We start from the raw sequence: 11,650 nt of genomic DNA, 5'->3' as shown, positions 1-11,650 counted from the left end.
GCCCCCCAGGCCTACGCGCTCGTGCGGTCCGGGGAGCTGCGCGCCCTCCAGATCGGGGACCCGGGTGGTGGACGAGGGCGCTGCCGGGGGCGCTGCCGGGGACGCTGCGGGGGAGAGCGCAGGCGCCGCCGAGGGCGCCGGGGCGGCCGGGGGCGCGGCGGTGCCGGCCGTGGCGGGTAGGGCGGGTGTGGCGGGCACGGCCCGCGACGGGGACCAGCCCAGGTCGAGGCCCGCCGGACCCTCCGCGGGCGGAGGCGTGGCCGTCGGCGCGGAGGGGCGGGCGGGCGCGGACGCGGCGGCTGCGAGCGGGTCCGCCGAGGGTCCGCTCGTGGGCGCCGCGGTGGCGGCCAGCGGGCCGCCGAGCCCGAGGCCGGCGCCCACGGCCAGCACGAGGGTGCGGTGGAGGACGCGCGGCGCGGCGCGCAGGACGGCCCGCTCGCCGGCGGCCCAGGTGCGTCCGGCCGCGCGCGCCGCGAGGCAGCCGGCCGTCAGCACGCTGCTCGCCGTCAACCACACCAGGACGGCGCCCCCGCCCACCAGCACGACGAGCTCCACGAGGTCGGGCAGGGCGGCGGCGGCGCCGGCGGACGGGCCGCCCGTCCGCTGGAGGACGACCGGCACGAGGCCCTGCAGCCGCGCGACGACACCGGCCGTCGCGGCGGCACCGGTCGCCACGAGGAGCACGAGGAGGGCGAGCGTCGCGGCGGAGCGCCACCGGACGGCTCCGCGGGTCGGCGCCCCGACGGCGGCCGGGGGACGGGCTGTCGCAGCGCTGCCGGACCGACGCGGACCGGAGGGTCGAGCGACAGCCGCGCGGGATGCGCCGTGCAGGGAGGTGGTGGGCACGGGGCACCGGTCCTTCTCGTTGTCGTTTGATGCAGTTTGGTGCATCTGGCTGGCCGTAGTTGTAACCGGCTGGGGTCGGTGCCGTCCAGGCCGAGGACCCCCCGGGCCCGAAGTTCGCCCGGACGAAGGACGCGTACGGTGGCGGGGTGCGGTGGGAGGCGCTGTTCGCGGACCTGGAGGCCCAGCTCGAGGCCGAGGCGCGGCAGGAGGTCCTCGCGGCGGTCCCCGACCTCGTGCGGGCCGAGCGGTCGCAGGTCCGGCTGGCCGACCGGCTGCGCGGCGCGGTCGGCGGGGCCCTCCGCGTGAGCGTGTGCGGCGGTCACGCCTGGGAGGGGCGCCTCGTCGAGGCGGCGCCGGAGTGGCTCCTCCTCGAGCCCGTGGCGCGGCGGCGCGTCCTCGTGCCGGTCGCCGCGCTGCGGACGGTGTCCGGGCTGCCCGACCGGGTCGCCCCGCCGCCCGGCCGCGTCGCCGCACGACTGGGCTGGGGGCCGGCGCTGCGGGCCCTGGCCCGCGACCGTGCCCCCGTGCACCTCGTGCTCGACGACGCGCGGGAGGAGGGTGCGGGGCTCCGCGGCGTCCTCGACGCGGTGGGGGCCGACCACGTCGACGTCCGACCCGTGGAGGGCGACCTCGGGTCCGGCCGGGGGGCCGCGGCGGCGCGGCTGACCGTGCCGCTGGCGCGCGTCGTGGCGGTCGGCTCCGCGGCCTGACGCGCTAGCCGGCGGTGCCCAGCCGCGTGGGTTCGGACGCCGTCGAGGCGTCCACGGTCTCGCCCTGGGCGATGCGGCGGCTCGTCTCGTCGTACATCCGCTGGATGTACGACTCGAGCTCGGTCGCCTCGACGCGCCACTGTCCGCGGCCCCCGATCTGGAGGGCGCGCAGCTCCCCGGACCGCACGAGCGCGTAGGCCTGGGGGGCCGAGATGTTCAGGACCTCCATGACGTCCGCGAGCGTGAGGAAGCGGGGAGCCATGCCCCGCAGTGTGACACGGCGTGGCGATCGGGCGACGCCGTCCACAGGCCCTCCCCGCCCGCCCGTCGGGATCGGCACGATGGGCCCGGACCGCGCCCGCCCGTCCGTCGCCGACCGCGATGGGCACCGCGGCGCGTCCCGCCCCGTCCCGTCCCCTGCGCGCGCACCCGGAGGTGCGCGGGCGTGCCGCGACGGGGAGGACCCCGAGAGGAGAGGCCATGACCGCCACCCTGACCGGCCCGGGCGCCGCCGTCCGGCCCGCCGGCGACCCCGCCGGGCTCCCCGCGCCGCAGGCGCTGCGGCTGCGGCGACCGGGACGCCGCGACCCGCGGCTGCTCGTCGGCCTGGCGCTCGTGGTCGTCTCGGTGCTGCTCGGCTCCTGGGCCGTGCGCGCGGCGGGGGGCACGGTGCCCGTCCTCGTGGCGCGCACGGCGCTCGTGCCCGGCCACGTGCTCGCGGACGGGGACGTCACCGTCGCCGAGGTCCGCCTCCTCGACGCGGCGCGCTACCTCCCCGGCGACCGCCCCCTGCCCGAGGGCGCGACGGTCGTGCGCACGGTGGGGGCGGGGGAGCTCGTGCCGGTCGCGGCCCTCGCCGCCGCCGCCGACCTCGGGCTGCGGCCCGTGTCCGTGCCCCTCGCGGCGACCCCGCCGGACGACCTCGTGGTCGGGTCGCTCGTCGACCTCTGGCAGGTCCCCGAGCCACCCGCCGGGACGGGCACGGGCGGGACCGGGGCCCTCGGCGGCGCCGCGGCTCCGCCGACGCCCCGGCGGCTCGCGGAGGCCCTCACGGTCGCCGAGGTCGACCGCACGACGGGCGCTCTCGCCGCCGCCGGCGGCACGACCGTCCACGTCCTCGTGCCGACCGACCTCCTGCCAGACGTGCTGGCCGCCCTGGCCGGCGGCGGCACGGTCGACGTCGTCCTGGTCCCCGGGGCGGCCGGGTGATCCGCGCCGGCGTCCTCACGGCGGTCGTCGGCCCCGCCGAGGCGCTCCTCGTCGAGGCGCTCGGGTCGGCGGACCGGCTCGACGTCGTCCGGCGCTGCGCCGACCTCGCCGAGCTCCTCGCGGCCGCCGAGGCGGGCCTCGGCTCCGTGGTCCTCGTCTCGGCCGGCCTGCCGCACCTCGACCACGCCGCGGTCGACGCCCTGCGCCGCACCGCCGGCGTCGTCGTCGGGGTCGCCGGCGCGGACCGCCCGGACGAGGGCGACCGCCTGCGCGCATGGACCGTCGACGCGGTCGTCGCGGCGCCGGAGGACGTGCCGGCCGCCGCCGAGGTCGTCGACGCGGTGCTCGCCGCGCTCGACGCCGCCGCGCGGCCCGGCCTCGCCCCGGTGGCCCGGGCCGTCGACCGCCCCGGGCCGCACCCGGTCCCCGTCGGCACCGCCGTGCCACGGCCCCCCGGGCGTCTCGTCGCCGTCTGGGGACCCACCGGTGCGCCCGGCCGCACGACGGTCGCGGTCAACCTCGCCGCCGAGGTCGCTGCGCTCGGCGTTCGCACGCTCCTCGTCGACGCGGACACCTACGGCGGGGCCGTCGCCACCGCCGTCGGCATGCTCGACGAGGCCCCCGGCCTCGCCGCCGCGGTGCGGGCCGCGGGCGCCGGTGCGCTCGACCTGCCCACGCTGGCCCGCCACGCCCCCGTGCTGGGGCCGGACCTGCGGGTGCTCGCCGGCCTGGCCCGCGCCGACCGCTGGCCCGAGCTCCCGCCCGCCGCCCTCGACGTCGTCTGGGCGCGCGCCCGCGAGCTGGCGGCCCTCACCGTGGTCGACACGGGCTTCTGCCTCGAGGAGGACGAGCTCCTCACCTACGACACCCGGGCACCGCAGCGCAACGGCGCGACGCTGTCGGCGCTCGACGCGGCCGACGTCGTCGTCGTGGTCGGGTCCGCGGACCCCGTGGGCCTGCAGCGTCTCGTCCGCGGTCTCGACGAGCTCGCGCGCCGCCCCGCCGCCGCCGCCCGGCGCCTCGTCGTGGTCAACCGCGTCCGGCCGGGCGTGGCGGGGCCCGACCCCGGGCGTGCGGTCCGGGACGTCCTCGCCCGGCACGCCGGCGTCGTCGACCCCGTGCTCGTGCCGGAGGACCGTGACGGCGTCGACGCCGCAGTCCTCGAGGGGCGGCTGCTGCGCGAGGTCGTGCCCGGCTCGCCGGCGCGGCGCGCCCTGGTGGGGCTGGCCGGCGCGCTGCTCCCCGAGGAGCCGTCGTCGACGCCGGGCCCGACCCGGCGGCAGCGCCTGGGCCGGCGGCACCGCGCGACCGTCGCGTCCTGACGACGGCGCCGCGGCCACGAGGACCCGGCGACCGGCCACGGCGTCCGCCGCCGCACGCGCCGACAGCTCCCGGCGTGCCCCGACGGGTCCTGACAGGCCCTGTCGTGCCCTGCCAGGCCCTGTCGTGCCCCGTCGTGCCCTGCGTGCGCCGTCGGCGGCGGTGCAGGGGCAGACTGACCCCGTGCGCGTCTACCTGCCCGCGACCCTCGACGAGACCGCCCCGGGCGACGGGGTGCCGGCCCCGGGGCCCCTCGCGCCCCGCCGCGCCCACGCGGTGACGGCCGACCTGCGCCGGGCGCTGCCCGACGAGGACGACGAGGGCCTGGAGTTCTCCGCCCAGCTCGCGGCGGCCGACGACAGCCTCGTGCGCCTCGCCGCCCGCCCCGGCGCCCCCCGGCTGCGGCTGGTGGTGTCCGCCGACGTCCCGGACGGCGCCGTCGACCTGCGGCCGGACCCCGACGCCCCGCCGAGCGCGGTGGCGGTCGTCGCGCCGGTGACGTGGGACGCCGTCGTGTGCGTCCACGTCGACGAGCCCGAGGCCGTCCCGGACGTCGTCGCGGCGCTCGCGGGCGACTCCGCCGCGGACGAGCGCCTCGACGAGCGCGACCTGCTCTGGTACGACGCGACCGAGGTCGACGACATCCCGCGCTGACGCGGGCCCGCTCCTCCAGGTGCCGCCCCTACAGGTGCCGGCCGCCGCCCCCGGGGCGCGCCGCGGACAGGTGCTCCAGTGCCGCCGCGTGCAGGTGCCCGTTGGACACGACCGCCGACCCGCCGAAGGGCCCGGGCGTGCCGTCGAGCGCGGTGAACGTGCCGCCGGCCTCCGTGACGATGGGCACGAGCGCGGCCATGTCGTGCAGCGCGAGCTCGGGCTCCGCCGAGAGGTCCACGGCGCCCTCCGCGACGAGCACGTGGCTCCAGAAGTCGCCGTAGGCGCGTGTGCGCCACACGGAGCGCGTGAGGTCGAGGAACCCGTCGAGGCGGCCCTGCTCCTCCCAGCCCGACAGGCTCGAGTAGGAGAAGGACGCGTCCGCCAGGGACGTCACCGACGAGACGCGCACGGGCTTCGCCGCGGCCAGCGACCGGCCGGTCCAGGCGCCCGCCCCCTCGGCGGCCCACCACCGGCGCCCCAGCGCCGGAGCGCTGACGAGCCCGACGACGACGCGGTCGCCGTCGAGGAGCGCGATGAGCGTGGCCCACACGGGGACGCCGCGGACGAAGTTCTTCGTGCCGTCGATGGGGTCGACCACCCAGCGCCGCGGCCCGGAGCCCGTGTCGCCGAACTCCTCGCCGACCACCGCGTCCCGGGTCCGCGCCCGGGCGAGCTGGGCGCGGACGTGCTCCTCGGCGGCCCGGTCGGCGTCCGTCACCGGGGTGAGGTCGGGCTTCGTCTCGACGACGAGGTCCAGGGCCCGGAAGCGGTCCATCGTGAGCCGGTCGACCCCGTCGGCGATGACGTGGGCCAGGCGCAGGTCGTCGTCGTACCCGGGGTGCAGGCTCATGGCGCCACCGTATCGGCCGCGCCCCCGCCCCCCGTCCCGTCGTCGGCCGTGCCGAGCCGGCTCGCCAGCAGGCGCCGGAACGAGTCCACCCGGGCCCGGCGCGCGTCGCGCTCCTCGCCCGTCGCGGCCTCCACCCACTCGTCGAGCCCGCAGTCCGGGGCGTCGGCGGCGTGGGTGCAGCCGCGCGGGCACTCCGCCGCGACGTCCGCGAGGTCGCCGAAGGCGCCCAGCAGGTGGTCCGGCTGCACGTGCGCCAGCCCGAAGGAGCGGACGCCGGGGGTGTCGATGACCCAGGTCCCCGGCCCCGCCGACGGCACGCGCAGCGCGACGGCGGACGTGGAGGTGTGGCGGCCGCGGCCGGTGACGTCGTTGACGACGCCCACCGCGCGGTGCTGCCCGGGCACGAGCGCGTTCACCAGCGTGGACTTGCCGACGCCCGAGTGGCCCACCAGGACGCTCGTGCGCCCCGCCAGCGCCGCCCGCAGCTCGTCGAGCCCCTCGATGCGGCGCTCCCCGTCCGGCCCGGGCACCCGCCGCGTGACGACGACCTCCACGCCGACCGGCCGGTAGAGCACGACGAGGGGCTCGGGGTCGGCGAGGTCCGCCTTCGTCAGCGCCAGGAGGACGTCCATGCCGGCGTCGTAGGCCGCGACGACGCACCGGTCGATCATGCGCGTGCGGGGCTCGGGGTCGGCCATCGCCGTGACGACGACGAGCCGGTCGGCGTTCGCGACGATGACGCGCTCGACGGGGTCGGCGTCGTCGGCGGTGCGCCGCAGCGTGGTCCGCCGGGCGGTGATGCGCACGATGCGCGACAGCGACCCGTCGTCGCCCGTGGTGTCCCCGACGAGGTCGACGACGTCGCCCGGCACGACGCGCTCGCGGCCCAGCTCGCGCGCCTTCATCGCGACGGCCCGGCGCTCGTCGGGGCCGTCGGGGTCGACGAGGACGGCGTACCGGCCGCGGTCGACGCCCGTGACGAGCGCGCGCTCGGCGTCGGCGTGCTCCGGGCGCTGCTTCGTCCGGGGGCGGCTGCCGCGCCCCGGGCGGACGCGGACGTCCCGCTCGTCGTACGTGCGGCCGGCCATGCCCGCCCTCAGACGCCCGCGGGGGCGGGCACGCCGCCGCCGACGAGCCCCGTCCAGAGCGCGACGAAGCCGGGCAGCGTCTTGGCGGTGGTGGCGACGTCCTCGACGAGGACCCCCGGCACGCGCAGCCCGACGAGGGCGCCGGCGGTGGCCATGCGGTGGTCGGCGTAGGAGCGCCACACGGCGCCGGACAGCGGCCGCGGCGTCACGACGAGGCCGTCGGCGGTCTGCTCCGCCCGAGCCCCGACCCGCGTGAGCTCCGTGGCCAGGGCGGTGAGCCGGTCGGTCTCGTGGCCCCGCAGGTGCGCGATGCCGCGCAGCCGGGTGGGCGACCCGGCGAGCACCGCCAGGGCGGCCAGCGTCGGCGCGAGCTCGCCGGCCGCCCGCAGGTCCAGGTCCAGGCCGCGCAGCTCGCCCGTGCCCGTCGCGGTGAGCAGGTCCCCGTCGAGCACGACCCGGCCGCCGAACCGCTCGAGGATCCCGGGCAGCAGCGCGCCCGGCTGCGTGGTGCTCGCGGGCCAGCCCGGCACGGTGACGCTCCCGCCGGCGACGAGGGCCGCGCACAGGAAGGGGGCGGCGTTCGACAGGTCCGGCTCGACCCGGACGTCCCCCGCGGCGACGGGCCCGGGGGAGACCTGCCAGATCCCGGGACGCGAGTCGTCGACCGCCACCCCCGCGGCCCGCAGGACGGCGACCGTCATCTCGATGTGGGGCAGGCTGGGCAGGGTGCGGCCGGTGTGGCGCAGCGTGAGGCCCTGCGCGAAGCGCGGCGCGGCCAGCAGCAGGCCGGAGACGAACTGGCTCGACGCGGAGGCGTCGACGTCGACCGAGCCCCCACGCACCCCGCCCGTGCCGTGGACGGTGAACGGCAGGTGGCCCGGCTCGCCGTGCTCCTCGACGCGGACGCCGAGGGCGCGCAGGGCGGCGAGGACGGGTCCCATGGGCCGCACCCGCGCGCCGGCGTCGCCGTCGAACCGGACGGGCCCGTCGGCGAGCGCCGCCACCGCCGGCAGGAAGCGCATGACCGTCCCGGCCAGGCCGCAGTCGACGTCGGTGCCGCCGCGCAGCGGCGCGGGGGTGAGCACCTGGTCGGGGCCGTCGTCCGTGACGCCCGTGCCCAGCGCGGCCAGCGCCTCGGCCATGAGACGGGTGTCGCGCGAGCGCAGCGCCCCCCGGAGCCGGGTGGGGCCGTCGGCCAGGGCGGCGAGGACGAGGTAGCGGTTCGTGAGGGACTTGGAGCCCGGCACCTCGACGTGCCCCGAGAGCGGGCCGGCGGCCGTGGGCGCCGCCCACAGCGGCAGCCCCGACGGGCCGGTGCCGGCGGCGGGAGGGGTCCGGTGCTCCGACGTCATGGCGGTCAGGGTATCGGCCGGGTCCGACACCGCCCTGCGCCGCCCCGGCCCGCGGGCACGCCGGTCCGCCCGGTCGGGGCCGCCACCCGCGGCCGCGGGGGACCGGGCCGGCCGGCGCCCGCGACCGGGGCGCCGACGGGACGTCAGCTCTTCGAGGCCTTCACCGCGGCGGCCTTGGCGATCCTGCCGACCGTCGCGAGGGTGGCGGTGCCGGCGGCGGCCTTCGCGGTGCCCGCGGCGGCGGCCTTCGCCGTGCCGGCGGCGGCCCTGGCCGGCAGCGCCGAGGCGCGGGCCCCGACGACGGCGGCGGTGCGACGGGCGGCGGCCAGGTCCTTCTCCACGGCACGGCGGGCGGCCCGCGTGCGCTTCGTCCCGGCGGCGGCACGGGCGGTCGCGGCGGCCAGTGCGGCCTTCGTCGCGCGGGCGTGCTCGACGCGCCAGGCCAGGCTCGGCCGGCCCTGCCGGTCGGCCGCGACGAGCACGGCGCCGGCCGTCATCGACAGGGCCGTGACGAGGCGCTCGCGACGGGCGCGGGCCCGGGTGGGCTCGGCGCGGTCCGCGCCCTTGTCGGGCAGGTCGGCGACGACGATGGGCGCGGTGAGCGCGGCCAGCGTCAGGGCCGAGAGCCGGGGCGCGCGCCCCAGGGCCAGCAGCGCCCCGGCGCCCGCCATCGCGGCGCCGTGCACCCGGGCGGCCGTCTGCAGCTGCGCGGGGGTCAGCCCGTGCACGGCCTGGCGGGCCGGGCCCTCCGGGACGAGGTGCTCCCACCGGGCGATCGTGCGGCGCACGTCGTCGGCGTGGGGCGTCGGCCGGCGTGCGACGTCGACGCCCTGGGCGACGAACCACGCGGCGAACAGGGGACGGGTCAGGCGTCGGAGCAGCACGGTCCGACGGTACTGCGGACGCCCTCGCACGGCCCCCCGAACGGCCCACGGATCCGCGGCGCGGGCCGGGGAATGCCGACGGTGCGGGACGGCGTTGCGCACGGCATGGTCAGCACCCTCCTCGACCTGCCGGACGCCCTCCGCGGCCCGGCCCCCCGGACGACCCCCGCGCGGGGCCCCCGGGTGCTCCTCGACCCGACGGCGCCCCTCGGGTGGCCGGGACCCGAGCCCGCCGGCGTGGACCGCGCGGGTGGGCCCGCGGGCGCCGCACTAGGCTCGTGGGCGATGAGCGACGTCCGTGCCACCCCTCCCGCCGAGCGGCCCGCGGCCCCCGGCGGCACGCCCGAGCCCGACGACCTGGGCGAGGACACCTTCCGCGCGCCGGAGGAGGAGGACACGGCCGCGCGGACGGACCGGTTCGAGACCGAGGCGCTGCAGTACCTGGACCAGCTCTACGGGGCCGCCCTGCGGATGACGCGCAACCCGGCCGACGCCGAGGACCTCGTCCAGGAGGCGTTCACGAAGGCGTTCGCCGCCTTCCACCAGTACCGCCCGGGCACGAACCTCAAGGCCTGGCTGTACCGCATCCTCACGAACACCTACATCAACTCCTACCGCAAGAAGCAGCGCGAGCCGCAGCAGAGCCGGTCGGAGGAGATCGAGGACTGGCAGCTCGCGCGGGCGGAGTCCCACACCTCCACGGGCCTGCGCTCGGCGGAGACGGAGGCGCTCGACCGGTTGCCGGACTCCGACGTGAAGGACGCCCTCCAGCGCATCCCGGAGGACTTCCGGATGGCGGTGTACCTCGCGGACGTCGAGGGCTTCGCCTACAAGGAGATCGCGGAGATCATGGGGACGCCGATCGGGACGGTGATGTCCCGCCTGCACCGCGGTCGTGCCCAGCTGCGCGAGCAGCTGCGCGACTACGCGCAGGAGCGCGGCCTGACCGGGGCGACGACGGAGGCAGGACGATGACGACGCCGGACGCGCAGAGCTGCGACTGCGACGAGGCCATGCTGCGCCTTTGGGAGTACCTCGACGACGAGCTCGGGGCCGACCAGGCCGCGCGCATCCGGGCCCACCTGGACGGCGGCTGCGTCGGGTGCGTCAAGGAGCACGACGTCGACATGGCGATGAAGGTCCTCGTGCGCCGCGGCTGCCAGGAGCAGGCCCCGGCCGCGCTGCGCGTGCGCATCCACAGCACGATCGCGGCGCTGCGGATCACCACCGTGGCCGGCCCGACGACGGCCGAGGCCGCCGCGGACTGACACCGCCGACGTCCCCGTGCGCGGACCCGAGCGGGTCGGTGCGGGCAGCACGAGGGCCCGGGTGCGATGCACCCGGGCCCTCGTCGTGCCGGCCCTGCCGGCCGGTCGCGACGGACCGGCTCAGGCGTTGGGACGCTTGCCGTGGTTCGACGCGCTGCCCTTGCGGGCGCGGCGCTTGCGGCCTCGCTTGCTCATGGGTGTTCTCCTCCGGGTCGGGCGCCGGCGCGCCCGTGCGCCCCCATGGTCCCACACCGGGCCGCCCCACCCGGACGGCGGCCCCCGGACGGGGTGGAGGGCCGGTCCGCCGGTCGGAGCCGTGCCCCGTCCGCTCACCGCCGCCGCGTCGCGGCCGATGCGAGGGGGGTGAGCGACGCGCCCCAGTCCGTGGTCCCGTTCCTGCACGCCCTCGTCGCGTCGGGCGGGTCCGACCTGCACTGCAAGGTGGGGTCGGCCCCGCGGGTGCGGGTGGACGGCCGGCTGCGCCGCCTCGAGGTCGACGACCTGCGCCCGGCGGACACGAGGGCGATCCTCGCCGAGGTGCTCCCCGACGACCTCGCGGAGACGTTCCACCGGACGCACGAGGCGGACTTCGCCTACTCGCTGCCCGGCGTCGGGCGCTTCCGGGTGAACGCCTACCAGGCGCGCGGCACCGACGGGCTCGTCTTCCGGCGCGTGGCCGTCGGCGCGCAGTCCCTGTCCGAGCTCGGGCTGCCGGAGGTCGTCGGCGGCCTGGCCCTCGAGCCGCGCGGGCTCGTCCTCGTCACGGGGCCGACCGGCTCGGGCAAGACGACGACGCTGGCGTCCATGGTCGACCTGGTCAACACGCTGCGCGAGGTCGTCATCGTGACGATCGAGGACCCCATCGAGGTGCTGCACGCGGACAAGAAGGCGATCGTCTCGCAGCGCGAGGTGCGCCAGGACACCGCCAACGTCACCGTGGCGCTGCGTGCGGCCATGCGGCAGGACCCGGACGTCATCCTCATCGGCGAGATGCGCGACACGGAGACGGTGCGCGCGGCGCTCCAGGCCGCCGAGACGGGACACCTGGTCCTGTCGACGCTGCACACCATCGACGCCGCGGAGACGGTCAACCGGATCGTCGACTTCTTCCCGCCGCACGAGCAGCAGCAGGTGCGGGTGGCGCTGGCGCAGACGCTGCGCGGCATCGTCTCGCAGCGTCTCGTGCCCCGGGCCGACGGCCTCGGCCGCTGCGCCGCGCTCGAGGTGCTGGTGAACACGGGTCGGACCGCGGAGGCCATCGTGCAGCCCGACGCCGCCCCGCCCCTGCTCGACCTCGTGCGGGAGGGGGGCTTCTACGGCATGCAGACGTTCGACCAGCACCTCGAGCGGCTCGTGCGGGACGGGGCCGTGGCGCTCGAGGACGCGCTGGCCGTGGCGTCCGCGCCGCAGGACCTGGCGCTCGCGCTGCGCTCGGCCGGCGCCACCCGCTGACCGGGCGGCACCGGCCG

General features: G+C 78.8%; 13 protein-coding genes and 1 pseudogene. 7 read left to right on the top strand and 7 right to left on the bottom strand.

All coding sequences use genetic code 11. The features are described 5' to 3' along the window. Positions 1-684 (bottom strand): annotated as a pseudogene (locus EJA20_RS07475) (hypothetical protein); the annotation flags it as partial. A gap of 308 nt (positions 685-992) precedes the next feature. Between EJA20_RS07475 and EJA20_RS07470 the strand changes: the two are divergent. Beyond that, positions 993-1,556, top strand: coding sequence for a hypothetical protein (locus EJA20_RS07470; protein ID WP_129337524.1), 564 nt, complete (start codon positions 993-995; stop codon positions 1,554-1,556). A gap of 4 nt (positions 1,557-1,560) precedes the next feature. Here EJA20_RS07470 and EJA20_RS07465 read toward each other — a convergent pair whose 3' ends face one another. Beyond that, entirely contained in the window at positions 1,561-1,818 is a 258-nt protein-coding gene (locus tag EJA20_RS07465; RefSeq protein ID WP_129337523.1) for a helix-turn-helix domain-containing protein, read from the bottom strand. 218 nt (positions 1,819-2,036) lie between these two features. On the opposite strand from EJA20_RS07465, the gene EJA20_RS07460 reads away from it, so the two are divergent. The 3 genes from EJA20_RS07460 to EJA20_RS07450 all read left to right on the top strand — a co-directional run bounded on the left by EJA20_RS07460 (position 2,037) and on the right by EJA20_RS07450 (position 4,739). Further along, positions 2,037-2,765 carry an SAF domain-containing protein gene (locus tag EJA20_RS07460; RefSeq protein WP_129337522.1) on the top strand — a complete coding sequence of 243 codons (729 nt, stop codon included), beginning with the start codon at positions 2,037-2,039 and terminating at the stop codon, positions 2,763-2,765. Further along, complete coding sequence (locus tag EJA20_RS07455) at positions 2,762-4,087, top strand: CpaE/TadZ family protein (RefSeq protein WP_338068810.1); 1,326 nt, start codon at positions 2,762-2,764, stop codon at positions 4,085-4,087. Before EJA20_RS07460 ends, EJA20_RS07455 begins: the two co-directional genes overlap by 4 nt. Positions 4,088-4,268: 181 nt before the next feature. After that, positions 4,269-4,739 (top strand): DUF6912 family protein, encoded by a 471-nt coding sequence (locus EJA20_RS07450; RefSeq protein WP_129337521.1) that lies wholly within the window; start codon positions 4,269-4,271, stop codon positions 4,737-4,739. Positions 4,740-4,767: 28 nt separating this feature from the next. Here the strand turns inward: EJA20_RS07450 and hisN are convergent, their stop codons facing one another. The 4 genes from hisN to EJA20_RS07430 all read right to left on the bottom strand — a co-directional run bounded on the left by hisN (position 4,768) and on the right by EJA20_RS07430 (position 8,913). Further along, the gene (gene hisN, locus EJA20_RS07445; protein WP_129337520.1) at positions 4,768-5,589 is read right to left on the bottom strand and encodes a histidinol-phosphatase; all 822 of its coding nucleotides are present in this window, start codon (positions 5,587-5,589) and stop codon (positions 4,768-4,770) included. Beyond that, a complete protein-coding gene (gene rsgA, locus EJA20_RS07440; protein WP_129337519.1) occupies positions 5,586-6,677 on the bottom strand; it encodes a ribosome small subunit-dependent GTPase A in 1,092 nt (363 codons plus the stop codon). The genes hisN and rsgA overlap by 4 nt, the downstream gene beginning before the upstream one ends. Before the next feature lie 8 nt (positions 6,678-6,685). Next, on the bottom strand, positions 6,686-8,029 hold the full coding sequence (aroA, locus tag EJA20_RS07435; protein WP_129337518.1) for a 3-phosphoshikimate 1-carboxyvinyltransferase: 1,344 nt from the start codon (positions 8,027-8,029) through the stop codon (positions 6,686-6,688). Positions 8,030-8,172: 143 nt separating this feature from the next. After that, positions 8,173-8,913: a DoxX family membrane protein gene (locus EJA20_RS07430; protein ID WP_129337517.1), complete on the bottom strand. Its 741-nt coding sequence runs from the start codon at positions 8,911-8,913 to the stop codon at positions 8,173-8,175. A gap of 105 nt (positions 8,914-9,018) precedes the next feature. On the opposite strand from EJA20_RS07430, the gene EJA20_RS07425 reads away from it, so the two are divergent. Both EJA20_RS07425 and rsrA read left to right on the top strand, forming a co-directional pair. Beyond that, positions 9,019-9,888 (top strand): sigma-70 family RNA polymerase sigma factor, encoded by an 870-nt coding sequence (locus EJA20_RS07425; RefSeq protein ID WP_420836412.1) that lies wholly within the window; start codon positions 9,019-9,021, stop codon positions 9,886-9,888. After that, on the top strand, positions 9,885-10,181 hold the full coding sequence (rsrA, locus tag EJA20_RS07420) for a mycothiol system anti-sigma-R factor (protein WP_129337516.1): 297 nt from the start codon (positions 9,885-9,887) through the stop codon (positions 10,179-10,181). Before EJA20_RS07425 ends, rsrA begins: the two co-directional genes overlap by 4 nt. Positions 10,182-10,301: 120 nt before the next feature. Here rsrA and EJA20_RS19920 read toward each other — a convergent pair whose 3' ends face one another. Further along, on the bottom strand, positions 10,302-10,376 hold the full coding sequence (locus EJA20_RS19920) for a 50S ribosomal protein bL37 (protein ID WP_420836414.1): 75 nt from the start codon (positions 10,374-10,376) through the stop codon (positions 10,302-10,304). A 168-nt stretch (positions 10,377-10,544) separates the two neighbouring features. Between EJA20_RS19920 and EJA20_RS07415 the strand changes: the two genes are divergently transcribed. After that, positions 10,545-11,633 carry a type IV pilus twitching motility protein PilT gene (locus EJA20_RS07415; protein WP_129337515.1) on the top strand — a complete coding sequence of 363 codons (1,089 nt, stop codon included), beginning with the start codon at positions 10,545-10,547 and terminating at the stop codon, positions 11,631-11,633. Positions 11,634-11,650 lie beyond the last annotated feature (17 nt).

The sequence above is a fragment of the Cellulomonas endophytica genome (assembly GCF_004123805.1).
Classification (GTDB): Bacteria; Actinomycetota; Actinomycetes; order Actinomycetales; family Cellulomonadaceae; genus Cellulomonas; species Cellulomonas endophytica.
The sequence above is the reverse complement of the archived record's forward strand: the minus strand, read 5'-3'. Positions and strand labels throughout refer to the sequence as shown.